This is a genomic window from Pantoea sp. EKM103V, assembly GCF_011800365.1.
GTDB classification, from domain to species: Bacteria; Pseudomonadota; Gammaproteobacteria; order Enterobacterales; family Enterobacteriaceae; genus Pantoea; species Pantoea anthophila.
The window spans coordinates 218,834-243,312 of sequence record NZ_JAALFQ010000003.1 but is presented as its reverse complement, the minus strand read 5'-3'; the positions used below and the strand labels follow the sequence as shown (position 1 = coordinate 243,312).

At 56.7% G+C, this 24,479-nt stretch carries 22 protein-coding genes and 1 tRNA gene; 10 read left to right on the top strand and 13 right to left on the bottom strand.

Features of this window, described 5'->3' with window-relative positions:
* Window positions 1–167: 167 nt before the first annotated feature.
* Window positions 168–1,364 carry a Bcr/CflA family multidrug efflux MFS transporter gene (locus HFD97_RS10065; protein WP_046102245.1) on the bottom strand — a complete coding sequence of 399 codons (1,197 nt, stop codon included), beginning with the start codon at window positions 1,362–1,364 and terminating at the stop codon, window positions 168–170.
* 50 nt (window positions 1,365–1,414) lie between these two features.
* Window positions 1,415–2,134, bottom strand: coding sequence for a 16S rRNA pseudouridine(516) synthase RsuA (gene rsuA, locus HFD97_RS10060; protein WP_009089116.1), 720 nt, complete (start codon window positions 2,132–2,134; stop codon window positions 1,415–1,417).
* Window positions 2,135–2,289: 155 nt separating this feature from the next.
* On the opposite strand from rsuA, the gene HFD97_RS10055 reads away from it, so the two are divergent.
* On the top strand, window positions 2,290–4,044 hold the full coding sequence (locus tag HFD97_RS10055; protein ID WP_167431413.1) for a DEAD/DEAH box helicase: 1,755 nt from the start codon (window positions 2,290–2,292) through the stop codon (window positions 4,042–4,044).
* Window positions 4,045–4,197: 153 nt separating this feature from the next.
* Window positions 4,198–4,482, top strand: coding sequence for a 50S ribosomal protein L25 (rplY, locus tag HFD97_RS10050; protein WP_009089112.1), 285 nt, complete (start codon window positions 4,198–4,200; stop codon window positions 4,480–4,482).
* 118 nt (window positions 4,483–4,600) lie between these two features.
* Here the strand turns inward: rplY and yejK are convergent, their stop codons facing one another.
* A complete protein-coding gene (yejK, locus tag HFD97_RS10045; protein WP_009089109.1) occupies window positions 4,601–5,605 on the bottom strand; it encodes a nucleoid-associated protein YejK in 1,005 nt (334 codons plus the stop codon).
* 158 nt (window positions 5,606–5,763) lie between these two features.
* Here yejK and HFD97_RS10040 point away from each other — a divergent pair, with 158 nt between their 5' ends.
* The 3 genes from HFD97_RS10040 (at window position 5,764) to HFD97_RS10030 (ending at window position 7,918) form a co-directional block, all read left to right on the top strand.
* Entirely contained in the window at window positions 5,764–5,991 is a 228-nt protein-coding gene (locus HFD97_RS10040) for a YejL family protein (protein ID WP_009089108.1), read from the top strand.
* 22 nt (window positions 5,992–6,013) lie between these two features.
* Window positions 6,014–7,768 (top strand): LPS biosynthesis-modulating metalloenzyme YejM, encoded by a 1,755-nt coding sequence (yejM, locus tag HFD97_RS10035; protein ID WP_058956728.1) that lies wholly within the window; start codon window positions 6,014–6,016, stop codon window positions 7,766–7,768.
* Between the two features lie 73 nt (window positions 7,769–7,841).
* Window positions 7,842–7,918: transfer RNA gene (locus HFD97_RS10030), tRNA-Pro, on the top strand.
* A gap of 109 nt (window positions 7,919–8,027) precedes the next feature.
* On the opposite strand, the gene HFD97_RS10025 is transcribed toward HFD97_RS10030, so the two are convergent.
* Both HFD97_RS10025 and HFD97_RS10020 read right to left on the bottom strand, forming a co-directional pair.
* A complete protein-coding gene (locus HFD97_RS10025) occupies window positions 8,028–8,300 on the bottom strand; it encodes a hypothetical protein (protein WP_058957771.1) in 273 nt (90 codons plus the stop codon).
* Window positions 8,294–9,241 (bottom strand): hypothetical protein, encoded by a 948-nt coding sequence (locus HFD97_RS10020; RefSeq protein WP_167431412.1) that lies wholly within the window; start codon window positions 9,239–9,241, stop codon window positions 8,294–8,296. Before HFD97_RS10020 ends, HFD97_RS10025 begins: the two co-directional genes overlap by 7 nt.
* A gap of 438 nt (window positions 9,242–9,679) precedes the next feature.
* Here HFD97_RS10020 and HFD97_RS10015 point away from each other — a divergent pair, with 438 nt between their 5' ends.
* From HFD97_RS10015 to HFD97_RS10005, 3 genes are all read left to right on the top strand, one after another.
* Complete coding sequence (locus HFD97_RS10015; protein WP_153009213.1) at window positions 9,680–10,066, top strand: hypothetical protein; 387 nt, start codon at window positions 9,680–9,682, stop codon at window positions 10,064–10,066.
* A gap of 445 nt (window positions 10,067–10,511) precedes the next feature.
* On the top strand, window positions 10,512–10,715 hold the full coding sequence (locus HFD97_RS10010) for a hypothetical protein (protein WP_009089095.1): 204 nt from the start codon (window positions 10,512–10,514) through the stop codon (window positions 10,713–10,715).
* Between the two features lie 71 nt (window positions 10,716–10,786).
* Window positions 10,787–11,503, top strand: coding sequence for a 4'-phosphopantetheinyl transferase (locus HFD97_RS10005; protein ID WP_167431411.1), 717 nt, complete (start codon window positions 10,787–10,789; stop codon window positions 11,501–11,503).
* Window positions 11,504–11,659: 156 nt separating this feature from the next.
* On the opposite strand, the gene HFD97_RS10000 is transcribed toward HFD97_RS10005, so the two are convergent.
* The 3 genes from HFD97_RS10000 to apbE all read right to left on the bottom strand — a co-directional run bounded on the left by HFD97_RS10000 (window position 11,660) and on the right by apbE (window position 15,099).
* The gene (locus tag HFD97_RS10000) at window positions 11,660–13,312 is read right to left on the bottom strand and encodes a multidrug ABC transporter permease/ATP-binding protein (RefSeq protein ID WP_167431410.1); all 1,653 of its coding nucleotides are present in this window, start codon (window positions 13,310–13,312) and stop codon (window positions 11,660–11,662) included.
* Between the two features lie 96 nt (window positions 13,313–13,408).
* Window positions 13,409–14,050: a DNA oxidative demethylase AlkB gene (gene alkB / locus HFD97_RS09995; protein ID WP_009089090.1), complete on the bottom strand. Its 642-nt coding sequence runs from the start codon at window positions 14,048–14,050 to the stop codon at window positions 13,409–13,411.
* A complete protein-coding gene (apbE, locus tag HFD97_RS09990; RefSeq protein ID WP_009089088.1) occupies window positions 14,050–15,099 on the bottom strand; it encodes an FAD:protein FMN transferase ApbE in 1,050 nt (349 codons plus the stop codon). The genes alkB and apbE overlap by 1 nt, the downstream gene beginning before the upstream one ends.
* A 171-nt stretch (window positions 15,100–15,270) precedes the next feature.
* On the opposite strand from apbE, the gene HFD97_RS22180 reads away from it, so the two are divergent.
* Entirely contained in the window at window positions 15,271–15,381 is a 111-nt protein-coding gene (locus HFD97_RS22180; protein ID WP_009089087.1) for a hypothetical protein, read from the top strand.
* Between the two features lie 152 nt (window positions 15,382–15,533).
* Window positions 15,534–15,725: a hypothetical protein gene (locus tag HFD97_RS09985; RefSeq protein WP_009089085.1), complete on the top strand. Its 192-nt coding sequence runs from the start codon at window positions 15,534–15,536 to the stop codon at window positions 15,723–15,725.
* A gap of 17 nt (window positions 15,726–15,742) precedes the next feature.
* Here the strand turns inward: HFD97_RS09985 and ompC are convergent, their stop codons facing one another.
* The 5 genes from ompC to HFD97_RS09960 all read right to left on the bottom strand — a co-directional run bounded on the left by ompC (window position 15,743) and on the right by HFD97_RS09960 (window position 24,340).
* Entirely contained in the window at window positions 15,743–16,861 is a 1,119-nt protein-coding gene (gene ompC / locus HFD97_RS09980; protein WP_058957776.1) for a porin OmpC, read from the bottom strand.
* 598 nt (window positions 16,862–17,459) lie between these two features.
* Window positions 17,460–18,629 (bottom strand): HlyD family efflux transporter periplasmic adaptor subunit, encoded by a 1,170-nt coding sequence (locus HFD97_RS09975; RefSeq protein ID WP_046102252.1) that lies wholly within the window; start codon window positions 18,627–18,629, stop codon window positions 17,460–17,462.
* Entirely contained in the window at window positions 18,626–20,767 is a 2,142-nt protein-coding gene (locus tag HFD97_RS09970) for a type I secretion system permease/ATPase (protein WP_009089080.1), read from the bottom strand. Before HFD97_RS09970 ends, HFD97_RS09975 begins: the two co-directional genes overlap by 4 nt.
* 16 nt (window positions 20,768–20,783) lie before the next feature.
* Window positions 20,784–22,139 carry a TolC family outer membrane protein gene (locus HFD97_RS09965; RefSeq protein ID WP_009089078.1) on the bottom strand — a complete coding sequence of 452 codons (1,356 nt, stop codon included), beginning with the start codon at window positions 22,137–22,139 and terminating at the stop codon, window positions 20,784–20,786.
* Between the two features lie 302 nt (window positions 22,140–22,441).
* A complete protein-coding gene (locus HFD97_RS09960; RefSeq protein WP_167431409.1) occupies window positions 22,442–24,340 on the bottom strand; it encodes an Ig-like domain-containing protein in 1,899 nt (632 codons plus the stop codon).
* Between the last annotated feature and the right edge of the window lie 139 nt (window positions 24,341–24,479).

Here is a 24,479-nt window from a genome sequence, read left to right as displayed (position 1 = left end):
GACTCGCATCGCACTTCTGGCTATATGTACCGCGTTCACACGCCGTTAACAATCATTTTAGACGCAATATGATTACTTTTTTATCTAAAGATTTTCACAATAAAGAAACATAACCAGAAAGGCCGCTAACAGAGCCAGCGGTAACGGGGAAAAACTCCTGCGCCCGGCTAGCGGGACGCAGGATGGGGACGTGACGCGTAGAAAAAGAGCAGCAGGGAAATCGTCGCGCACAGCGCGATGGTGCCCACCATCGGCCAGGCGCTGTTGAAACTCATCAGCGACAGTAGCGCCCCCACAAAAGCCCCGACGCCAAAACGCAGGGTGCCCGCCAGAGAGGAGGCCGTGCCCGCCATATGCGGGAACGCATCGAGGATCACCGCCATCGCATTGGATGAGACGATCGACACACAGCCGATAAACAGTGCGACACCCAGCACCAGCGGCAAAAAGCCCAGGTCAAAGGCGCTGACCAGCAGCAGCCAGATCCCCATAGAGAACTGGATCAGCAACCCCAGCCGGAACATCGCGACCGGGCCAAAGCGGCGCACGGCCCTGCTGTTAATCAGGGTCAGCACGAAGAGAAACACCACGTTAAGGCCAAAGTAGTAGCCGAAGTTTTGCGGCGAAACGTGATTGAGTTCGATATAAACAAAGGGACCGGCGTTAAGAAAGGTGAAGAGTCCGGCAAAGGAGAAGCCGCTCGCCAGCATATAACTGAAGGCCCGTTTGTGACGAAACAGCGTGACGAAATTACCCAGTGTGGTGCGCAGATGGAACCGCTGGCGCTGCTCCGGCTTCAGGGTTTCGCGGATCTGCGTAGTCACCAGCAGGGTGGTGACTAATGCCGCGCCCGACAGCGCCCAGAAGATGGCGTGCCAGCTCCAGAGCACCAGCAGCCAGCCGCCGATAATCGGCGCCAGCAGCGGCGCAATGGTGGTGATCAGCATCACGAAGGACATCATGCGCGAAAAGTCCTCTTTCGAGTAACTGTCGCGCATCAGGGCGTTGATCACCACGCTGGCGGCCGCAGCCGACAGCCCATGCAGAAAGCGCATGGTAATCAGCTGATCAATGCTTTGTGACAACGCACAGGCCGCAGCGGCGCAGGCAAAGATCAGCGTGCCAAGCGCAATCACCGGCTTGCGGCCGTAGCTGTCCGCCAGCGGCCCATAGATGAGCTGCCCGATCGCGAACCCCAGAATGTAGAGATTCAGCGACATCTGCACGCTACCCGCCGACACGCCAAACTCACGCGCAATCTGCGGCATGGCAGGCAGATACATGTCGATCGACAACGGCATCAGCATGGCTAACAGACCGAGAATGACGACCAGACCTGTTGGCGAATTCTTTTCCTTACGCACACCTTCTCCTGCCCTGTGGGACTGGCACGGGCTGCTGGCAGCCCGTCCGCTTATTTAGCCTGTAACTCTTTTGGCAGACCAATACTGGCGATCTCTTCTGCCGTCAGCGGCCGGTATTCGCCCGGTTCCAGATCGGCATCCAGCACGATGTCGCCAATGCGCTCACGATGCAGCTCAACCACCCGATTGCCGACCGCCGCAAACATCCGTTTCACCTGGTGATAACGCCCTTCGCTCAGGGTCAGCAGCACTTCGGTCGGCGTGATCACCTCCAGCTGTGCCGGTTTAGTCAGGCTCTTCTCATTGTGCAGCTGTACGCCCGCCGTAAACTGTGCGGCCGTATCGTCACTGACCGGCGATTCCAGTGTGACGCGATAGGTTTTCTCGCAGTGATGACGCGGCGAGGTAATCCGGTGTGACCACTGACCATCATCCGTCATCAGCACCAGTCCGGTCGTGTCAATATCGAGACGCCCTGCTGCGTGCAGTTTGAAAGACATCGGCTCTTCGAGGAAATAGAGGATGGTGGGATGATCGGGATCGTCGGTTGAGCAGACGTAACCCTGTGGTTTGTTCAGCATAAAGTAGCGTGGACCGGTGAGCATCTGCAGCACGTTGCCGTCATAGGCGACTTCGTGGTCGGGCAGCAGTTTAAACGCGGTATCGCGCACGATCTCCCCGTTCACGGTGACACGCTGGCCACGGATTTCGCGATGAGCGATGGCGCGGCTGATTTCCAGTTGCTGAGAGATGAATTTGTCGAGTCGCATGAATTCGTTTTGCCTGTTACTGCGGAGGGAATCTGAAACGGCCTGGTTAACCGTTGAAAATGTGCGGGAAGTATAACGTGATCTGCGTCCGCCTGACAGCGCGTTTACCGGACTTTCATGGCATAATTGCCGCCAGTTTTGCAAAAGTGAGCGCCATGTCTTTTACCTTACGCCCCTATCAGCAGGATGCGGTTAATGCCACCGTTGCGCATTTCCGTCGTCATCAGGAACCTGCAGTGATCGTACTGCCCACCGGTGCCGGGAAGAGCCTGGTGATCGCCGAGCTGGCACGGCTGGCGCGTGGCCGGGTGCTGGTGCTGGCGCACGTCAAAGAGCTGGTGGCACAGAACCACAGCAAATATGAAGCGTACGGGCTGGAGGCGGACATCTTTGCCGCCGGACTGCAGCGCAAAGAGAGTCAGCGCAAAGTGGTATTTGGCAGCGTGCAGTCCATCGCGCGTAACCTCAAACAGTTCGACAGCGCCTTTTCACTGGTGATTGTCGACGAGTGCCATCGCATCGGCGATGACAAAGAGAGCCAGTATCAGCAGATCTTCAGTCATCTGCGCCAGCACAATCCTCAGCTCCGTTTACTCGGCCTGACCGCCACGCCGTTCCGGCTGGGCAAAGGCTGGATCTATCAGTTTCATTATCACGGCATGGTGCGGGGCGACGAGAAATCACTGTTCCGCGACTGCATCTATGAACTGCCGCTGCGTTACATGATCAAGCATCAGTTCCTGGTGCCGCCGGAGCGGCTGGATATGCCGGTGGTACAGTATGACTTCAGCCGCCTGACGGCGCAGTCGAACGGCCTGTTCAGCGAAGCCGATCTGAATCGCGAACTGAAACAGCAGCAGCGCGTAACGCCCCATATCATTCGTCAGATTGTGGAGTTCGCTGAGGATCGGCTGGGGGTGATGATCTTCGCTTCCACCGTGGATCATGCGCGTGAAATCCTGCAGCTGCTGCCCGAAAACAGCGCGCTGGTCTCCGCCGAAACGCCCGCCCGCGAGCGTGATGCCCTGATCCTGGCGTTTAAAGCGCAGCAGCTGAAATTCCTGGTGAACGTAGCGGTACTGACCACCGGCTTTGATGCGCCGCACGTAGACCTGATTGCGATACTGCGCCCGACCGAGTCGGTCAGCCTCTATCAGCAAATCGTCGGCCGCGGCCTGCGGCTCTCGCCCGGTAAGCGCGACTGCCTGATCCTCGATTATGCCGGTAATCCCCACGACCTCTTCACGCCGGAAGTCGGCGCGCCGAAAGGGGCCAGCGACAATCAGCCGGTGCAGGTTTTCTGCCCCGCCTGCGGCTTTGCCAATACCTTCTGGGGCAAGGCGACCGAAGATGGCATGGTCATCGAACATTTTGGCCGGCGCTGCCAGGGGGTGCTGGAAGATGATGAGGGAGAACGCGAACAGTGCGACTATCGCTTCCGCTTTAAGAGCTGTCCCGACTGCGGCGCGGAAAATGATATCGCCGCCCGGCGCTGTCACCAGTGCGATAAAGTGCTGGTCGATCCCGACGATATGCTCAAAGCGGCACTGAAACTCAAGGATGCACTGGTGCTGCGCTGTGCCGGCATGACGCTGGAACAGGGTTCGGATGCCAAAGGTGAGTGGCTCAAAGCGACCTACCATGACGAGGATGGCACCAGCGTCAGCGAACGTTTCCGGCTACAGACGCCCGCGCAGCGGAAAGCGTTTGAGCAGCTCTTTATGCGCCCGCATCAGCGCGCACCCGGCGTACCGCTTGGCTGGCAGACCGCCGCCGACGTGCTGGCGCTGCAGCCGCTGTTGCGCCATCCCGATTTTGTGGTGGCCAGGGCCAAAGGCCAGTTCTGGCAGATCCGTGAAAAGATGTTTGATTATCAGGGCCGCTACCGCCGCGCGAATGAGCTGCGCTGACGCGGATGCACCGCTGGCAGGCGGCTATATCGTTTGCTCCCGGCAGGGATAACCGCTATACTGCCGCCCGCTTTTGCATGTGCATCAGCGGAATTGAATAACCTGCCTGTTACTGGGTCGCCTGTAGCAGGAATTAAATAAAGAGACGTATTAATGTTCACTATCAATGCAGTAGAACGTAAAGAGCAGGGTAAGGGTGCGAGCCGCCGCCTGCGTACAGCAAACCGTTTCCCGGCCATCATCTATGGTGGTTCTGAAGCGGCTGTTGCCATCGACCTGGATCACGACTCCGTAATGAACCTGCAGGCAAAACCAGGTTTCTACGAAGAAGTGCTGACCCTGGTTGTTGACGGTAAAGAAACCAAAGTGAAAGTTCAGGCTGTTCAGCGTCACCCGTTCAAGCCAAAACTGTTTCACATCGACTTCGTTCGCGCGTAATCGCGAGCCTTGTTGAACGTAGAAGGGCCGGTTGCGAAACCGGCCCTTTTATTTTGTCTGTCGCTGCCAAAGGTTATTGCCGCGCAGCGTCAAAAAAGCCGGGCTGAGCCCGGCTTTTTTATTTGCTGCTGGTGCGGCGCTGTAGCTGGTCACGCAGATTGGGTGGCGTGCCTTTGATGGTCAGGGTGTCCGTTGCCGGGTCCCAGAAAATACGCTCGCCCAGTAACATGGCGTCGAAGTTCAGGGTCAGTCCCCCGCCGCTGCCGGCAAACTTCGTCAGCTGGCGCAGCGTGCTGCGATCTGCCGGGAAGCTCTCCTCAAGTTCGTAGCCCTGCTCCTGGGTAAAGGCCTGAAAGGTTTTTTCACCCACCGGTGGCAGTTCGCCTGACAGATCTTCCAGCGCAATCTCTTCGCCCGCCTGCAGCTGCTCATTGCAGTAGCTGTAGACCTGCTGGCGATAATTCTGCCGCTCCTGCTTATCCAGCCCGGATTCGTTGCAGTAGTCATCCACCGCCTGCAACAGTCCCCGGTTCTGCGCCTTGGTGTCTAATCCCACTTCGGCACCGAGGAAGTCCATGAAGAAGTCAGCCACTTTACGTCCGACGCGGCCGCGCAGGAAGGTCAGATAGCGGGTCGATTCCGGGTTGGTTTCCCATTCGGTTAAATCGATGCGCGCGACGATATCCGCATGATTGATGTCGAGATAGTGGGTGCTGCTGATATCCATCTGCTCGTTGACGCGCATGCTCGACTGGCTGTTCAGCACGGCGATCAGCAGATAGTCTACGGCCAGATAGCGGTAGTGAATAAACAGCACCACGCCGCTTTCGGCGAACGGATATTTCGCCAGTTCGTCACGCAGACGGCCGGTGGCGGCACGGCTAAAGGCGAGAAAATCATCGTTGCCCTTACGACAATTACGCAGCGCTTCTGCCAGTTCACTCTCTGCATTAAACAGGCCGTAGGCTTTGCTTTTTGCGCTGTAAACCCGGTGTAACTCCTCCACCATCGCGTTGACCGTGTTGGTGGCAGGCAGCAGCGAATCGCGCAGCGCCAGCTCAAGCTGGTTTTCATCGCGTTTGATTAACTGGTGCAGGGCAATCTGGTCGATATCCAGACTCATGGTAGACTCTCCTTTTAGCTCAGGCGCGTATTCAAACACCGCCGGCATCGGCTTTCAACTCCATACGTAAAGCGGACGCGGTACTTTCGATAAAATTGCGGAAAAAAGTACGCTGTTCCGGTACTATATCGCCTTTTGAAATGAGCTCAGACGACCCTATGCCACAATCATCCCGTTACAGCGACGAACGCGTGGAACAACTCCTCGCGGAAATGGCCCAAATCCTGCAGAAGGATAAGGCCCCCACCGACCTCTCCCTGATGGTCCTGGGCAATATGGTGACTAACCTGATTAACAGCGATGTTGCCCCGGCGCAGCGTCGCTCTCTGGCCCGATCTTTCGCCGATGCCCTGCAGGCGTCAGTGCGTGACGACAACGCTCACTAATTGGCTGATTTAATTTTATAATATGGTAACCAACCGGCAGCGCTACCGCGAAAAAGTCTCCCAGATGATTAGCTGGGGGCACTGGTTTGCTCTGTTTAATATCTTATTCGCGCTGATTTTAGGCAGTCGCTACCTGTTGGTCGCCGACTGGCCTTCTTCACTGGCGGGGCGTATCTACGCCTATACCAGCTGGGTTGGCCACTTCAGTTTTATCGTTTTTGCCGCCTATCTGCTGATCATCTTCCCGCTGACGTTTGTAGTGATGTCGCAACGGCTGATGCGGGTAGTGTCCGCGGTGGTCGCCACCGCAGGTCTGACGCTGGTCATGGTCGACAGCGCGGTGTTCAGCCGCTTCCACCTTCACCTGAACCCGGTGGTTTGGGAGCTGGTGATTAACCCCGATCAGAGCGAGATGGCGCGCGACTGGCAGCTGATGTTTATCAGCGTGCCGCTGATTTTCCTGGTCGAGATGCTGTTTGCGACCTGGAGCTGGCAGAAACTGCGCAGCCTGAATCGCCGTTCATTTGGTAAGCCGCTCGCGGCCCTGTTTATCAGCGCCTTCTTTGCCAGCCACCTGATGTATATCTGGGCTGATGCCAACTTCTATCGTCCGATAACCATGCAGCGCGCTAACCTGCCGCTCTCCTATCCGATGACCGCCCGCCGTTTCCTGGAGCGTCACGGTCTGCTGGATGCGCAGGAGTATCAGCGTCGCCTGGTTCAGCAGGGCGACCCGGAAGCGCTGGCGGTGGAATATCCGCTGAGCGACATTACCTTCCGCGATGGCGGTACACGCAATAACCTGCTGGTGCTGACCGTAGATGGCCTGAATAACGCCACGATGGCCAGTGCGCTGCCGCAACTCAACCAGTTTGCCAGCGAAAACGTGCGTTTCACGCAGCACTACAGCGCCGGAGATACCCCGGAGAAAGGGTTGTTTGGCCTCTTCTACGGCATCTCCTCCAGCTACATGAACGGTATTCTGGCATCCCGTACGCCGTCTGCCCTGCTGGGCGCGCTGAGCACGCAGGGTTATCAGTTTGGCCTGTTCTCCTCTGAGGGCTTTAATCCGCCGCTCTACCGACAGGCGCTGCTGACCGACTATTCACTGCCGGCGATGACCAGCCAGCCGAACGCCAGCACCGTCGCGCAATGGCAGAACTGGCTGGAGAAACAGACAGGTTCCCAGGCACCCTGGTTCTCCTGGATTGCGCTGAACGGCCCTGACGTCACCGGCGACAGTGCCAAAGCCCGTCAGCGCAGTTATCTGCGTCAGGCACCCGCCGTCGATCAGCAGATTCATGCCGTTCTGAGCAGCCTGCAGGCGCGTGATTTGCTGAAGAACACAGTGGTGGTGATCACCGCGCAGCGCGGTCTGGCGCTGGAGGGTAACCCTGACAGCGCAGGCAATCGCCAGACATTGCAGGTGCCATTAGTGATTCACTGGCCTGATACGCCCGCGCAGACCGTTGATCGTCTCTCCGATCATCAGGATGTGATGACGACGCTGATGCAGCGCCTGCTGCATGTGCGAACCAATCCGGTGAACTATTCGCAGGGTGAAGATCTGTTTGCCGCACGTCGTCGCCATGACTGGGTGGCCAGCAGCGAAGAGAACAAGCTGGTGATCACTACGCCGCAGGTGACGCTGGTGCTCAACAACAACGGCAGCTATCGCGCTTATGATGCCGCGGGCAATGCGCTGAAAGATCACAAGCCGGAACTGACGTTGCTGTTGCAGGTATTAACTGAGGAGAAGCGATTTATCGCTAACTGATTAATTATCAGGCAAATAGTCAGCTGGTATCTTGCATTCATGCCGATAACCAGTAGACTAATCCTGCAGTGTTCGGCACGTAGCGCAGCCTGGTAGCGCACGGTCATGGGGTGTCCGGGGTCGGAGGTTCAAATCCTCTCGTGCCGACCAAACTCCTTCAAAAGAAAAAGGGCTAATCGAAAGATTGGCCCTTTTTCTTTATGGGCCTTACTATGCATGTGCAATCGGTAACCCCCTCTCTGAATCATCCGCCACATTCTTACTCATCTAAGCGAACGATTACACCTCCTCTGCCTCCCACTGCAATACACTTACCGCGGGACATATCTATGTAATATCTCACTGGATTAGGCATATTTTCCATCATCCAGGGAAGTTCTTCAGAAAATGTTAAGTCTGAGGTGGAAACAACGCAGACAGATTGACCGTCTAAAAAAGCGTTTTCAACCTCATGAAAACGCTCATCCCATCCGGAGCCTGTTTCCAGCGCATATTCTTTCGCTATTTCAATCGCCTGATTTTCCGTTAGCATTTCTGAGCTCCATACCAGACGTTATACATTAATCCTCCCACAACAACCGGGCCTAAGAGGAAACCTGCCGCTTCATGCCGCAACATCGTATAGGTAATTTCGTAAGTGTTCCCCAGAGGAAATTTAAAACCCTCAATGATGTACTCTCTTCTCATCCCTCTCGCTCTCAGAAGCCCAATAGTTTCAGCAAGTGCTTCTTCCAGGTAGCGCAGTATGCAGGATTTATTGTAAGCACTTTGCCTCATAAACACTCTAAGTTCTCGTAGCAGGTAAAACTTAGGCGCAATCGCCATATGGACCTGCTCATGATAAAGAGTAGAAAGCATCTGCAAATAGGCGTCTTCCTTTGACATTGCGCCAGGATAATAATTGCGCCCAACTTCTATATCTCCCCAGGGTTTGGTCTCTCCCTGGAGGACATCGCGATACTTCGTAATTTTAATCTTAGGGGTATACCGCCAGCCTCCATTACGAGGCAGATTCATTTTTCTTCCTATATCGCTACTGTAAACCGGCATTTTTACTCCCCTGAAAGGCGTTTTAAATGTATCACCTGGTTTTTTCTTCATCAGAAGCGCAAGGACAGTATTCACACCTAACAGGGTAATCGCATCTGCCAGATCCGCGGCTGCCGCGTCGAGTTCCTGTTCGCTGCGTGCTCCGTTGGTTTTAGTGGCAAAATCAAACAATTTCTTTGCTGCTTCTAATGCCACACCGCCTGCAGCAACCCACCCGACGATGAGCAGCACTAAATCAGCGATTTCACCGATTCCAAAAAAATGTGCGCCAGCCCAGATTACAATCACCCCCGCCATAGTGGCTAAAGCTGCAGGTGTGGTCATTGCAAGAAGCTGCTGACCAATATCAGCCGGTAAAAGCGCAGCCGCTTTAGAGATAACCCGTTTTAGCCTTGACTGTAAGTCGCCAGGGATAACTTCCATGATTCATCCTCTGATAACGTTAAGAGAGTAGTAGATTAGCTCTTTGCAGTCCCCTCCCTCCACTCTTTTTTAATAAATTAAAGCAGGTCACTTGTCATAGCTGGAACTGTAAAAAAAGAGATGACACGTTTAATTAACGTTAATCCATAAAGGTTTGCTGTATATAGTGCATCACCTTTATGACCAAAGAAGACTGACGCTAAACTCAAAGAGAAACAGAATTTTAATAGCCCCTTTTTTTTTAAAAAAATGCTTATTTTTTTTCAGCGTAACTGATTATGAAGCACAGCGATAACTTCTATGTTACATAACAGAAGAGTCGAAAAAACCAATTCATGGGCTTATGGATGTGCACTGAATCCGTAAAAGCGATAAGATAGTCAGAAAGTTATGTTATGTCGCACATCAATCTGACAGGGGCTAAAGGGGAATATAAAAATGAAATCGGCCATGATGGTTTTAATCATCCTTCCCTTTTGTTGCCTGGTGATAAGTTTTATTTTATATCTGGTCAACAGATCGCAATATCAACGTCTTATTTCAGACTTCCAAAAAGGACGTACACTTCCTGCACCTTATCTTTTTCAGTGTAATATGGGATATCTGGGTTCACCACTAATGACCTGGTTTTTCATCCGACTGAAAGATAAAAAGAAGATTTTCTTTTTAGAGCAGAAAAGCCAGAATTATGACTTCGCCAGTGAGCGTAAAAACCAGGAAAGGATCGACAGCCTGAAACCCCTTTATTACACATTTTTAGCCGGTTTCTTTTGCTGCTTTCTGTTAGCGTTTATTGCAATCCTGATCAGATTCAATGTGGTTTAAGCGCAGAGCAACAGTGGGCGGCCTGCGTTTACGTCGTCATGCCGCCGACTTGATCAAATCCCCCTTTCCTCGCGTCCCCGCCAATCCGATCTATACTTAACAGCCTGTGGGTAACAAGAGGAGAGTTTATGACTTTTATTGAAAAAGACGATCCAACAGAAGCACCTGAGTCAGGCGATAAGCAACCTTCCCCGCCAGACCAGAAGTAACCCACCAGGGCCGCGCGTGACGCGGCCTTTCTCTGTCAGCGTAGTCCCTGTGCGTATATTCAGATTAATCCTGCCAGCCATTAACATTATCTCTGCAATCAGCCAGTTATGGATTGCAAGAGAGGTGGATCCGCCTCACAGAAATTACCTCCCGCTACGCTTTTTCATCAAACTGAAACAAAAATGTCACAGAAACGCCTTACCCTGAATTCCCCTGAAACTGACGGATAATGTGTATGGCGATTAAAGCAAAGAGCCTGAAAGATGCAGAAACGTTATTGCACTCAGGCATCAGCAAAGTGGAACTGGCGTATGACATCGGCAGTGACGATTTCTTTCGCCTGGCAAGCCACTGGTGCGACCGCGGCGCGCGTATCAGCAAAGGTCATCACCATTTTGTTGTTTCTCTGAAGAGTTTTGCCATCCCGCCCAACGACTGATCCCGGCAGGCTGCTTGCCCTGTTTGCATGCACCTGATTTAATGCCGTTTTGGCATCCATTATGGTTCCGCATGCGCTATCCCGACCTGCCGCTGCCGCCTGTTGCAGGCGGCTTTATTCTCTCCTCGCACCTGAGCCACAGCGATCCACTGCTGGCGGTGAGTCACTTTAATCCGCACGCTTACGATGAGGCACTGGCTGCTGCCTGGGGCATCACGCTGCCTGCCCGCCTGCAACAGGCTGTCCGCAAACGTCGTGCCGAATATCTGGCCAGCCGGATGCTGGTGAGGTCGGTCATGGCAGAGCTGGGCATCCCTGACTTTATCCTGAACAATGCCCCCGATCGCTCTCCCTGCTGGCCAGCGGGTATTCAGGCGTCGCTGTCACACAGTGCGGGCGTTGTGGTCGTCGCGGCAACGCGTCAGTCCTGCACCGTCGGGGTCGATGTTGAACAGATCATGCCGGAGACAACGGCAAACGACATGGCCGGGCTGCTGATGAATGCGCAGGAGCAGCAACTGCTGCGGTCGCTGCCGGTCAGCTTCAGTGCCGCCGCGACCCTGCTGTTCTCCCTGAAAGAGAGTGTTTACAAGGCACTCTGGCCCCAACTGCATCAGCCGATGGACTTTCTTCAGGCGGCGCTAATGTCGGTGGATTGTGCCCGACAGCGCGCCACGCTGCGGCTGACTCAGTACTTCAGCGAGCGATTTCCGGCGGGCACATTATTACAGGCGACATTTTTGTGGCGGGAGAATCTGGTGATAACGCAGGTGGTGCATCCGGTTTAAAAAACCGGCTAAACAACGCAGCTTAGCCGGGGGTAAACACAGACGAAAGAAGAAGTTTCAGGATCGCAGAAACCGCTGTTTCTGCTGTCCGCTACAGTAACCGCTTTCAGGTGCGGCCTGCCAATACGCTTTTTTGCTAAGTTTTGCCATCTGCCGCTAAAGGCCGGTGTCGGTGCGTTTTACCGAGTCGAGCGTGGCGAGGTCGCGCTCATTACCGGTCAGCTCCGTTAACTGCCCTTCACGCATCTCCAGCAGCCGGTCAGCGTGAATGAAATAGTGATCGTCATGGCTGATGGCAAATACCGTTTTGCCCGCCTCCTGCAGCCACGGCAGCAGCTCACGATAGAAGATGCGACGGAAATGGGGGTCCTGATCGGCCGCCCACTCATCCAGCAGCAGCACATCCCGCTCTTCTGCCACCGCCAGCAGCAGTGCCAGGCGCTTGCTCTGTCCTTTGGACAGCCGGAGGTTCAGCACCTTATTACCGGCAAGTTTCAGCTTATCCTGCATCTTAAGCCTCTCCAGCCACTGCTGAACCAGCGCCGGATTGGCCGGAACCCCTTCCCGCCCGATGAGCCGATCAAACAGGTGCAGATCGGTAAAGACCGCCGAGAACTGACTGCGCCAGCGATCGAGTTCATCTGCCGTGATCGGCTGGCCATCCAGCAGCAGCGTGCCGGACTGCGGCTGATAAAGCCCGGTCAGCAGCATCGCCAGCGTCGATTTCCCGCTGCCGTTACCGCCAATCAGAAAGACCAGCTCTCCCCGGCGCAGCGTCAGATTGATCGGCCCGACCTTAAAGCCGTTGTCGCCGTAGTGGAAGGAGACATCACGTAACTCCAGCGTCTGCCACGCCGCGGTGGCGGCTGGCGCGTGGAAGCCGGCCTGATAAGGAGCGAGATCGAAAGCGTTAAGTTTACGGAACGCCACCTGCGCGCTGAGCAGCGTAGGCAGCGCGCCGACCGCCGAGAGCAGCGGCGTGCGCAGAAACAGCAGCGTCAGGGAGAAGGTCGCGGCGACGGCCGTGTCAGCCCAGCCCAGGCTGTTGGCCATAAAAAAGACGATGCCGATAGCGCCTAAGGTCATGATGTTCGACCAGTTAACCGCACTGAGATGATAGGTGTCGGCCCGGACAATATGATGACGCCAGGCGCGGGCATCTTCCTGATAAACCGTGTCGTAGACCTGCTGAGCGCGCGACCGGTTAAGCTGCAGCTCTTTACGCCCCTCTATCACCGTCTGGTAGTCGCGATAGAGGCTATCTTCGATGTCCCGCAGCTTCGCCATATGCTGATAGACCCGCGAGACCAGCAGCCAGCCGCCCACCAGCGTGACGGCCATCCAGAGACTGGTCACCACTAACATCTCGGGAGAGAGCCAGGCGAGATAGATCGCCGAACCGAGAGTAATGATGACGCCCTGAAACAGCTCAGGCAGGCGCACAAAGGCCAGCGTAATGGCGCGCACATCGCTGGTCAGCCCGGCCAGCAGCTGGGCACTGCCGAGTTGCTCAATGCGCTCGACCCGGGTGTCGAGAATACGTTTGATAAATTCACCGCGCAGCCGCCAGACAAACTGATGGCCGAGCGTTGTCAGCGCCAGCTGCGAGGCGAGCGTGACCGCCATCAGCACCACCAGCTGCAACAGGAACTGCGGCAGCACCGCAAAAGAGGTGTTAATGGCGACAATCATTTCGCGGTTGATGAAGGCGATCATCCCGATGCCCAGCACTGCGCTTAACAGCGTCAGGGCAATCACCCCAATGAAAGGCCAGCGGAACTGGCGAAAAACAACGTGTAGCAACGTCATGCAGGCAATCCAGCAGTCAAAAAACAGCCTGCAGTGTAATGGGATGCGGAATGATAGCAATAGTTATTCTCACCACGCCGCCCCGAGCCGGAGGGCTCAGAAGGCGCGGCGGAATGTGAGGTTATAACGCCAGGCGCCCACCAGCGGATGCACGCCGGGCTTGAGCGGCAGGATACCGTGATAACGCAGGCGTGACGGCCCGCCCCACACCACAATGTCGCCATGTTCCAGCAGCACCCGCTGAGTAGCGTCGCCCCGCTCAAAGCCGCCAAACTGAAACACGGCCGGTAGCCCCAGCGACACGGAGACAATGGGCTGGCGCATATCTTTTTCATCTTTGTCCTGATGCAGCGTCAGCTTTGCGCCCGGTTCATAGCGATTAAGTAAACAGGCATCCGGATTGAAGCCGGGAAAGCCCGCTTCAAGGGCGGCCTGTTGCGCCAGGGTGCGAAACAGGGGCGGCATCGGGGGCCAGCGGCGGCCATTAAGATTGTCCTGCTGCTCATACTGATAGCCGCGCGAATCCACCGACCAGCCAAAGTCGCCGCAGTTGGTCATCGCGACCGACATGCGGTGCCCGCCGGGCGTAATGCGATGGGCAAACGGATTCTGTTCTGCAATCGCCATCACCTGCTGATACAGCGTTTCTGCATCCTCACGCGCGCGGCGGCGCAGGATCACGGCGCCTTCTGCCAGCGGCTCCTGCCAGGGTTGCTCTTCACTAAAGAGATCTAACATCAGGGTTCTCCGGTCGTTTCAGCGGGGATCAGGAAAGCAGCAAACTGCGGCGACATCCAGCTGACAAATTTATCGCCCTGTTTGCTGATCAGATAGACCGCCAGATGCTGTTCGAGTGCCAGCGCTTTGGCTTTCTCCGTGCCGAGTACCATCAGGCCGGTATCCCAGCCATCCGCTTCCAGCGCCGTAGTGGCAATCACCGTGGCGGAAACCAGCTTATGCTCAATAGGCCGTCCGGTAACGGGATCGATGACATGAGAAATCCGTTTGCCGTCCAGTTCATAATAGTTGCGATAGCTGCCGGAGGTGCTGATGCCGTGGCCCTGCAGATCAACGCGCGCCTGAACGGCATTCTCGCGGTCGGTAGGTTTCTGGATCGCCACCCGCCAGGGCTGCTGCTGCGCATTCAGCCCGCGGCTCAGCACCGCGCCGCCCACCGACACCAGATAGTTGTTGATGCCGAGCTGCTCCATCAGTCGCGCCAGATGATCGGTCGCAAAGCCCTCGCCGACGGTTGAGAGGTCAACATAGAGCCCCGGCAGATCTTTCTGCAGCCACTGCCCCCCGGCGCCCTGCACCACCCGCAGATGCTGCAGACCGGTCTCCGCCCGGGCGGCCGCGATCTGTGCAGCATCGGGCGTGTGGACGGGCTGTTTCGTCGGGCCGAAGCCCCACAGATTGACCAGCGGGCCGACGGTGATATCCATCGCGCCACCGGTTTTACGGCCAATCCGCAGTGCGGTGGTGACAATGTCTGCCATGTTTTCACTCACCGGCTGCGGTGTGAGATCGCGGCTTTGGTTAAAGCGTGACAGCGCGGAGTCCGGCTTCCACGTCGAGAGTTCCGCATCGTCAGCATCCAGCCGCTGCTGAATACGCTGCTGCAGTTCCGCCTTGCGCGCCTGATCGACACCCGCCAGGCTCACCCGCCAGACGGTTCCCATCGTTTTCCCTTCCAGCACCAGCGCCGGTTCAGCCGCAGGTTTATCGCAGGCCACTAATGACAGTGCCAGCACTGCTGTAAGCAGCAGATTAGTCTGATAACGCATCCTTCCTCACTTGTAACACTTTATTCCTACCTGCTACAAAGCATAAACTTCGGGTAAAGACGCTTAAAGAGAGTTGAATCTCTCTGTTAAGCCCCTCAAACTTGACCCGTCATCTACCCTCTGCCCGCCTTTAATCAGGCGATCGACATTCATTTAATAAAGGAGCAGCAGATGATCTATCTGATTCTCGCCATTGCCTTGGGGCTGTTTGTTTTCAGCACCTATAAAGTTCTGCATCAGCGTCGTCATCGTCACATGCTCCCTTCCCGGCCGCGCCATTAACAGGCTGCACTGCACCGGCGTGGGGCAATCTGCTCCCGTCGGGCGCAGCAAGTGTATCAAAGCAGGCGTAAAGTCTGTGGCTGTGAGAGCGGTTAAGCTGGCATGAATTCTGCACTGTTGAAACAGTGTTTATCTCTGATGAGAGGTGCAGAATGAAAAATTCCGGATGGCAGGCAGCCTGGCAGCACTGGCTGAGCTTTTCAGCTTTCACCCTGGCAGGTGTAGCCTTTGAAGGTGCGCGATTTGGCAGCGTGGTATCGCCAGAAACCACGGTGGCGGAACCGGCAAAATGGCGCAAGGCTGACGCGGTCAGCCCACAGGGTCACGCAGGAGCGCAGCGGTAACTGCGCTCCCTGTTGACTCAGAACTGGTAAACCAGACCCAGTGCCACCACGTCGTCGGTATTGATACCGGCTGCGTCGGTGAAGTCGTTGTCGTCCAGCAGGTTGATCTGGTAATCAACATAGGTGGACATGTTTTTGTTGAAGTAGTACGTCGCACCGACATCAACATATTTTTTCAGGTTCTGTTTGCCCCAGTTCTGCACGTCGGTGCCGCGTGAGGTCACGTAGGCCAGAGAAGGACGCAGGCCAAAGTCGAACTGATACTGGGCAACCAGTTCCCAGTTGTCCGCTTTATCGGCATAACCGTAGGCTGAAGAGCTGTCACTGCTGTCGCCGAAGCGGGTGGCGTTGTAAGAGCGTGAGTACATGGCAGCCAGGTAGACGTTGTTGGCATCATATTTCAGACCACCGGTGTAAACTTCCGCCTTATCACCCCGTCCCAGGATACCCTCTGATCCGCCATTCTGGCGGTTCGTGCGATCGGACTGGAATGCGGCTGCACCGATACCGAAACCTGAGCCCAGATCATAGGTGGTGCTCAGACCCCAGCCGTCACCATTCTCACCCAGCACGTCGCGGCCACCAGCCGACTCGGTGTTGTTATCATTTTTGCCCTGATACTGAACAGCAAAGTTCCAGCCATCCACCAGACCAAAGAAGTTATTGTTACGGTAGGTCGCCATGCCGTTGCCGCGCTGGAACATGAAGTTATCAGCGCCATAGGTATCCCCGCCGAACTCTGGCAGCACGTCGGTCCATGCGCCGATATCGTAGGCGACACCGTAGTTACGGCCGTAGTCGAATGAACCGGCATCACCGAACTTCAGTCCGGCAAAGCCCACGCGGGTATAGCTGTCGGCGGTGCCTTCATCCTCGGAGTTGTTCAGCGCAGCCTGATATTCCCACTGACCATAACCGGTCAGCTCGTTGCTGATCTCCGTTTCACCTTTGAAGCCAAAACGAACGTATGACTTGTCACCGTCAGAGCCGTCGTTGTCAGAGAAGTAGTGCAGACCGTCAACCTTACCGAACAGATCCAGTTTGTTGCCGTCTTTGTTATAAATTTCAGCTGCGTTTGCTGATCCTGCTGCTGCCAGTAATGCAGGGATCACCAGGGAGAGAACGCGACGTTTCATTTTATTACCCTCTGTTATGTGCCTTTATAATTTGCCACTGCTAACTGAATGTTTAAAATTCAGCCGGCAGGCCATTGTTCTTTTATAACGGGTAATAATCCACCTGGAAAATGCTACTAAATTTCCAAAAGTGTTACACAAGTCGAAACAGTTATTTCATAATGTAAATTTCGGGGAACTAATAACCAGCACAGATCGATAAAAATTGCCGCACAAATCGCTAAACCCATTCAGATTCATTGATTATCAATGAGTTATTTCAGATCATTCCGAAGCACTGAATGATAAAACTTATGACGCATCTGAGAATAGAATAGTTCCCGCTATCATCATTTATTCCATTATTACCTTCATTCTCCCCGAATGAGATGTACAACTTATTATTTCCCGCCGGACAATTTGTCCGGCTTTTTTTTGCCTTCGATTTACCGTTTCGCTATATCTGCGTAAACTTTCTTAAGTGGGTTAAATTAACATCCGGCGGTTACCGCACAGAGTGGTAAATTTCGCCCCCTTTCCCCGCCTGAATGCTGAAATAACCGCCATGTTAATTTATCACCGTAATTAAGCAGGCGGTTAGAGTGGCTTCAGAAAAGTCTCAGCGCTCCCGCAGCGATTCTTTGACTTTATTCAGGGGCTTAATCAGATAATCCATCACCGATTTCTGACCGGTTTTGATCTCCACGTTGGCCACCATACCGGGCACAATCGGGAATTTTCGCCCGGCCCGGTTGGTCAGCTCCGCTTTCCGGGTGCGCACGTAGACCCGATAGTAATATTGATCGCGTTTTACCTCATCCTGCAGGGTGTCCGGTGAGACCGTCTCGACTTCACCCGGCAGGTCGCCATAGATAGAGGAGTCGTAGGCCGTCACCTTGACGATGGCTGCCAGGCCAGGCCGGATCCAGGCGATATCGCGCGGGTTGATGCGCGTTTCAATCAGCAGCTGATCCTCCAGCGGAACGATCTCCATCAGTTTGCCACCCGGCTCCAGCACGCCCCCCACCGTCGTAACCTGAATATCTTTGACGATGCCGCGCACCGGCGAGTAGAGCGTGGCGCGGGTCAGCTGATCCTCTTTGCCAGCGGCCACCTGCAGTTGCGCATCCAGTTCCGCATTGTTTTTCACCTGCTCTTCGTGCGCACGAACCAGATAGTCATTGCGCGCCTCATCGATTTTGCCGCGCAGATCGCTGACCTGACGGCGCAGACGAATCACCTCCACCTGCCCGGCCGCGCCTTTGGCTACCAGCGGTTCCGTCAGCCGCAGCTCATCCTGCACCAGCCGCAGCGACTGCTGCAGATTGCTGATCGTTTCGGTGAGGTTGCGACGTCGCGACTCATAGAGCTGGCGTTCCCGCGTCACCAGCTGCGGCTCTTTAAGGGTCTCTGCGCTGAAGGTCAGCGGCGTGCCGGAGAGCTCCGCCTCCAGCCGCTCGGCAGAGGCGCGCAGCGTGCGCACCTTCGCCTGCGCCTCGCCGAAGTTCGACTGAAAGCGCGTAGGATCGAGCGTTGCCAGCACCTGCCCTTTCTCAACGATGTCACCCTCATGGACGTTAAGCTGCTTGACGATGCCCCCATCCAGGCTGTCGATCACCTGTGCGCGGCTGGAGGGGGTAACTTTGCCGGTGCCAACCGTGACCTCATCCAGAATGGCGAAGTGCGCCCAGATGAGAAAAAGGGCCAGCGCGGCGGTGCAGAGCCAGATAATCGCCGAAGTGCGGCGCTCATGGCGGGCAAGATCTTTATCAACAATCACCAGGCTCATGCGGCACCTCCTTTACCGGGCGCCGTTGGCGTCGCGCGGCGCAGAATGTCGTCGCGCGGGCCATCGGCCACAATCCGGCCGTTATCCATGACGACAATACGATCGACCATTTTCAGCAGCGCCGGACGGTGAGTCACCAGCACCAGCGTTCGCCCGCTGATCCAGCCCTGCAGCTGCCGGATCACCTGCTCCTCCAGCTGTTCATCCATCGCCGCGGTGGGCTCATCCAGCAACACCACCTGCGGCTGACGCAGGATCATCCGGCTCAGCATCACCATCTGTCTCTGTCCGCCCGACAGTCCGCGTCCCCCCTCATTGATAATGCGATCCAGGCTGGCGGCATCCTGCTGCACCAGCGACAGCGCGCCGCTGATGCGCAGCGCCTGCAGCATCTCCTGCTCACTGGCGTGGGGATTGCCCAGCATCAGGTTCTGCCGCAGCGTGCCAAAGAAGAGGCGGGAGTCGTGTGACAGCCAGCCGAGCTGACGGCGCAGGTCGACGGGATCGATGCGTTCGATGTCGACGCCATCCACGATCACCTTGCCCTGGGTTGCCAGTGCCTGACCCGCCAGGATCTTCAGCAGCGTCGACTTTCCGGCCCCCACCTTGCCGAGGATCGCCACCTTCTCGCCTGGCTTGATCTGCAGCTGCTGCACGCTGAGCACCGTTTTTTCATTCTCTTCGTCATAGCTGTAGTGCACGTTGCGCAGATCGTAATGGCCGGTCAGCGTCGGACAGTGCGCCAGCGTGCTGGCTTCCGGTTGATCCAGCGGCTTCTTCAGCAGCTCATCCAGCCCTTTCATCGCCATTTTGGCGTGCTGCCAGCGTGAAAAGACCATCGTCAGCTGCATCAGCGGGGCGATGGTCCGTGAGGAGAGCAGACTACAGGCCACCAGGGTCCCGGTGGTGATTTGCGAATCGAGCACCAGGTAGACGCCAAAGACCAGCATGCCCGCGTAGGTGAGCTGCTGCACGGTCGCCGCCCAGCCGGTCAGACGCGCACCCCAGAGGCGCTGCTGATTGCTGATTGAAGCGCTGACTTCATGCGTCTGTTCCCACTGGCGCTGAAAATAGGGCTCGGCCTGCAGAGCCTTGATATCCTCAATGCCTTCGATGGTCTCCACCAGCACCGCATTGCGCAGCGCCCCCTCACGCAGCCCCTCTTTCGCCAGCCGCGCCATCGGGATCTGCACCAGCAGACCGGGGATCACGATCAGCGGAATGGCCGCCAGCGGAATCAGAACCAGCCAGCCGCCGACAAACGACATGATAAACAGGAAGAGAATAACAAAGGGGAGATCGGCAGCCGCCCCCACGGTGGTGGAGGTCAGCAGCTCGCGCACCTGGTCAATCTCACGCAGCTGCGAGATAAACGAGCCGGTCGATTTTGGCCGCGCTTCATTGCGGATGCTCATCGCCCGGGCAAACAGCATGGCGGAGACTTTCAGGTCGATCCGTTTGCCCATCAGGTCCGACACCTGGGTGCGCATCAGCCGGATCAGATACTCGATAGCCGCCGCAATCAGCACGCCAACAAACAGCACCCAGAGCGTCGACTGCGACTGCGCCGGGATCACCCGATCGTAGACCTGCATCGAAAAGAGGATGCCGGCCAGCGCCAGGACATTGCTGACCACCGAGGCCAGCGAAATCTCCGTGATGCGGCGTCCCATGCCACGAAAATTTTTCCAGAACCAGTGCGGCTCATAGGGCTGGATAAACTCATCAATGCGCGCATCCCGGCCCCGCGCCGCGACGCCCGTGACCCCCACATCCCCCTGGGCACGCGCCAGCAGTTCAGATAACGGGCTTTCCCGCACCACGTCGCCGCCTTCACTCAGCCAGTAGCGCGCGCTGCCCTCTTTATCGATGCTCTCCAGCACCGCCACGCTGGCATTTTCCAGCACCAGCACCACAGGGGTGATCTCCTGACGCCAGCGCAGTTTATTCTGGGGCACCATTGTCAGATGCAGTCCCAGCAGACCGGAAAGCCGCTCCAGCTGTTGTGACACCGGCAGATGTTCAAACCAGCGCATCTGCTGTCGCAGGGTTTTGCCATCGGCCGGTTTACCGAATCGCGCGGCCACGCGCAGCATGGCGGCAATCCAGTTTTCAGTGTTCAGGGTGGCTGTACTCATTATTATTGCCTTATCGCTATTGCAGCGAAGGAAGAAGATCGCCGCTGCTCTGCTGGCGATCGATACCCATGATATCCAGCAGATTGTCGACTGCGGCGGCGTAGCGAACGGTGGCATCCCAGCCATCATAAAGCGCGGTGATCCGCGAACTGTCGGCCTGGAACACATCCTGCTCCACACTCAGGAGATCGTTCAGGCTGCGCTTGCTGAGGCGATATTCGTCGGCGTAGACGGCGCGGGTATGATCGGCACTGGCAAGCTGCACTTCTCCGGCAGCCTGCCGCTGCTGCGCGCCGATCATATCCGCATAGGCCGTTGAGGCGTTCTGATTGATGGCGAGTTTGGCCTGCTGCACCGCCGCCTGCGCCGCCTCCCGATCGCCCTCGGCTGAGGCCGTTTTCGCATTCACCATGCCCCCCTGGTAGAGGGGAGCTTCCACCTGAAGCTGCACTTCGTCATCCCAGTACGACTGGCGATCGTTTTCATAACGGGTCCGGCCCGCCTGCACTTTGATCGTCGGCCAGTGACCCGACTGCGCCTGACGCACCCGTTCGCGGGCCGCTTCCTGCTTAGACTGGGCGCTGCGAACCGCAGCGCTGCTTTCATAGGCGATTTTGTCGAGGGTAATCTGCTGTTTCAGCAGCGCCTGCGGCAGTTCCGGCAGCGTGGCGGGCACCACGCCGGTCAGCACGGTCAGCTGGGCCGTGGCAGAGCGCAGCTGGGCGCGATACTGCTCCAGCGTGGCCTGCATGGCGGCGATGCGGGTTTCCGCCTGCAGCACATCGGATCGGGAGTTGAGTCCGGCGTCGGCGCGCAGTCCGGCAATATCCCGCACCCGCTGCAGTGAGGCGATATTGGTGTGCGCCGTTTCAGCCAGCGCCTGATAGCGTTTGACTTCGAGGTAGGCCTGCAGCGTATCTTCCGCCACGGTGGTCATTGCGTCGAACAGGCCATAACGATAGGCATCCGACAGGGCATGCTGCTCGTCGATGGCACTGCCGGTGCGACCAAAGTCGTAGAGCAGCTGACTGAGCGTGATGCCGCCGGAGCCATTATTGTTCAGGCTGCCTGCGGAGTCGGTCTGATGCGAACGCCCCGCCGCGCCCTGCAGTGAGATTTGCGGATACCAGGCACTGCGGGCGGCGTCGAGATCGCCCTCACCGACATGGATTTGTGCCGCGGCTTCCGAGATTTTTGGATTACGGGCGAAGGCCCGGAGGATGGCGTCGCGCAGCGTTAAGCTGGCAATCTGCTCTTCGCTGGGCGCGGCGCGCCAGTTAAACTCCGCCTTCGGTAACGGTGCGGCCCAGGCCGCCGGGAGTGCCACGCCACTCAGGGCGCATATCAGAAAAGTTAATCGTGCTTTGTTCATTATCCATACCAACAGGCGTTCTTATGATCATGGTTTTTTTCCTGGTGAACAAAGCAGACAGAAAAGGCGTTACGGCGCACTTAAAGGTTTTATTGCGTTATTTTATTTATGTTTTACAAGCCGGAGCCTGAATAACCCTTAACATTATTAGATCATATTCTGCACCGAGTCCTGTTAAAAACTGATGAAATCTTTCATCTTTCTGCCGATTGCATAAAAAAACGCCATCTTAACAGCCTGAGCCACTCCAGACAGACTGAACAGACCTGTCCGGAAGGCCCTGCCTTTCTTAATGTTCCGCATCAGGCCAGGGGATGCGCTGCCGGATGCTGTAACAGGTGATCGGCCAGGGTATAAGGCATGCCAGAGACGATCACCCCTTCGGACGCGGACGACACCTGCGCCTCCGGCGCGTGCTCCGCCGTCACGCTGAAACTGTCGAGCAGCCGATCCACCGTCTGCGCAGGCAATGTGCCGGCGCTTTCCGTATGCGAGGCCACCCGCACGCTCTGACTGGCCGTGGCCAGATTCCCGGCGCTGTCCTGGCCGCTGACCGTCATCGTGTAGTCACCCTCCTCCAGCGGAGCCAGCTGTCCGGCCAGAATGGTCAGCGCCCAGCCGCCATCGGCCTTCACACTGGCGCTGTAGTGCTGGTCTCCGAGCGTCAGCTGCACCAGGCTGCCCGGCTGCAGATGGCTGGAACTGCCCTGAATCAGATGCCAGCTGTTCACATCGGCGGCATCAATGACGTTATCGCCAAAGGCGGTCTCCAGCGTCAGCGTCGGCCGCTGATGCACAGCGACGGTAAAGAGCGCATCCTGGGTCTGGCTGTCGCTGTTGCCATACTGATCCCAGCGATGAAACGTGGCGGCAACCGGGCCATCCGCCAGCGCCATCAGCTCGGCAGAAGTCAGCGTCACCATTCCCCCGCTATCGGGCTGGTAAGTTATGCCGTTGATCTCAACGGTGTTGCATCCCTCAACGTAGAAGCTCAGATCGTGCTGCGCCTCCTGATAGTTAAGCGTCATGTCACCGCCGATACTCATCTCGGTGTAAACCGGAATAAACCCGGTGTGGATATTCAGCACATGCGTGACGTCGGTGTAGTTGCTGGCCCCGTCGATCGACCAGGCGCGGATCTCACCCACGTTGATGAAAGCGTTCACCTCTGCAGCCGGGATCACCACCTGCCAGTGCCCGCTTTCGTCCAGTGTGGCAGCGTAATCTTTCTGATTCGCACCGGTGATCACCAGCCGATGACCCGGCATAACCGTCGAGAGGGAGCCGCTGAGCAGCAGGTCCTGCTGGGTTTCCGCCAGATTGATCACATCATCCGGCGTCACGTTGTCGAACGTAATAAGTGGCAGGCTGCTCAGGTGCGTGATCAGCGTCAGATCGTGATAGTCGGTTGCGGTTTTCCCGTTGGGATCGGTTGCGGTCACTTTCAGGCTGTAGACGCCATCCTGCAGCGCCTGCATATCGCTTTCAGAAAATGTGCCAGACCACCTGCCATCCCTTCCCATGGTCGCGGTGGTCGTTTGCGTGCCCAGGGTTAATTTGAGCACGGACCCCACCGGCAGGTGGGTTGCGCTGCCGCTGATCTCAACGCCGTAGATGCTTTCAGCGATATTCACCGCATTGTCACCGCTGATCGTGTCGATGGTCAGGGTCGGACTGAGGGTGCGGTCAGCATAGAGACCAAACCCCACCTCAGTCGTGGTGCTGTGGCCTGCTTTATTGGTCAGGGTCAGCGTCAGCGTGTGATTGCCATCCGGCACCCCTTTCAGCGCCTCCGCCGGCATTGAGGCGTTCCAGTAGCCCCACTTGTTGACGGTGCTGTACCAGCTCTGGTCGTTGAAGGTGAGTGTGACGGTCGAACCCGCTTCGCCTTCAGCCCGGCCGCGCAGATGCACCCGCTTTTGCGCTTCCCAGCCAGCGATCACACCATCGGCAGCGACAGGTTCGTAGGGCCGCAGGGCTGCGGGTGGCGCACTCTCAACCGCACTGACGGTGCGGGCGCTGTCGGCGGTTGCCAGGGTATGGGGTGTTTCGGCGGGCAGCGGGTTTATGGGCAGGTTCAGGCGCGGCGTCGCCACGGGCGGCACAGCGGGCACGGCGCTGTCGGCGACGGCAAAGTCGCTGACTGCCGCCTGGAAAATGGCGTCGAGCCGGGTGGTACGAAACGTATCGCGTGTTGACATCGGTCACCTCAGTTCATAACAGATCAGAAACGCAGAGCAAAACCGTCGGATAGCCCGAGAGTTGACTCTGACAACGTGGTAGTGAGTCAGCCGAAGCTGCCCGTTTCCGCTGGTCTGAACCGGTTACCCGCAGGTAACA

Excerpts from the sequence above, each read along its gene's own strand:
- rsuA (WP_009089116.1), bottom strand. The coding sequence starts at position 2,134 with ATGCGACTCGACAAATTCATCTCTCAGCAACTGGAAATCAGCCGCGCC.
- HFD97_RS10055 (WP_167431413.1), top strand. The coding sequence starts at position 2,290 with ATGTCTTTTACCTTACGCCCCTATCAGCAGGATGCGGTTAATGCCACC.
- rplY (WP_009089112.1), top strand. The coding sequence starts at position 4,198 with ATGTTCACTATCAATGCAGTAGAACGTAAAGAGCAGGGTAAGGGTGCG.
- yejK (WP_009089109.1), bottom strand. The coding sequence starts at position 5,605 with ATGAGTCTGGATATCGACCAGATTGCCCTGCACCAGTTAATCAAACGC.
- HFD97_RS10040 (WP_009089108.1), top strand. The coding sequence starts at position 5,764 with ATGCCACAATCATCCCGTTACAGCGACGAACGCGTGGAACAACTCCTC.
- yejM (WP_058956728.1), top strand. The coding sequence starts at position 6,014 with ATGGTAACCAACCGGCAGCGCTACCGCGAAAAAGTCTCCCAGATGATT.
- HFD97_RS10025 (WP_058957771.1), bottom strand. The coding sequence starts at position 8,300 with ATGCTAACGGAAAATCAGGCGATTGAAATAGCGAAAGAATATGCGCTG.
- HFD97_RS10020 (WP_167431412.1), bottom strand. The coding sequence starts at position 9,241 with ATGGAAGTTATCCCTGGCGACTTACAGTCAAGGCTAAAACGGGTTATC.
- HFD97_RS10015 (WP_153009213.1), top strand. The coding sequence starts at position 9,680 with ATGAAATCGGCCATGATGGTTTTAATCATCCTTCCCTTTTGTTGCCTG.
- HFD97_RS10010 (WP_009089095.1), top strand. The coding sequence starts at position 10,512 with ATGGCGATTAAAGCAAAGAGCCTGAAAGATGCAGAAACGTTATTGCAC.
- HFD97_RS10005 (WP_167431411.1), top strand. The coding sequence starts at position 10,787 with ATGCGCTATCCCGACCTGCCGCTGCCGCCTGTTGCAGGCGGCTTTATT.
- HFD97_RS10000 (WP_167431410.1), bottom strand. The coding sequence starts at position 13,312 with ATGACGTTGCTACACGTTGTTTTTCGCCAGTTCCGCTGGCCTTTCATT.
- alkB (WP_009089090.1), bottom strand. The coding sequence starts at position 14,050 with ATGTTAGATCTCTTTAGTGAAGAGCAACCCTGGCAGGAGCCGCTGGCA.
- apbE (WP_009089088.1), bottom strand. The coding sequence starts at position 15,099 with ATGCGTTATCAGACTAATCTGCTGCTTACAGCAGTGCTGGCACTGTCA.
- HFD97_RS22180 (WP_009089087.1), top strand. The coding sequence starts at position 15,271 with ATGATCTATCTGATTCTCGCCATTGCCTTGGGGCTGTTTGTTTTCAGC.
- HFD97_RS09985 (WP_009089085.1), top strand. The coding sequence starts at position 15,534 with ATGAAAAATTCCGGATGGCAGGCAGCCTGGCAGCACTGGCTGAGCTTT.
- ompC (WP_058957776.1), bottom strand. The coding sequence starts at position 16,861 with ATGAAACGTCGCGTTCTCTCCCTGGTGATCCCTGCATTACTGGCAGCA.
- HFD97_RS09975 (WP_046102252.1), bottom strand. The coding sequence starts at position 18,629 with ATGAGCCTGGTGATTGTTGATAAAGATCTTGCCCGCCATGAGCGCCGC.
- HFD97_RS09970 (WP_009089080.1), bottom strand. The coding sequence starts at position 20,767 with ATGAGTACAGCCACCCTGAACACTGAAAACTGGATTGCCGCCATGCTG.
- HFD97_RS09965 (WP_009089078.1), bottom strand. The coding sequence starts at position 22,139 with ATGAACAAAGCACGATTAACTTTTCTGATATGCGCCCTGAGTGGCGTG.
- HFD97_RS09960 (WP_167431409.1), bottom strand. The coding sequence starts at position 24,340 with ATGTCAACACGCGATACGTTTCGTACCACCCGGCTCGACGCCATTTTC.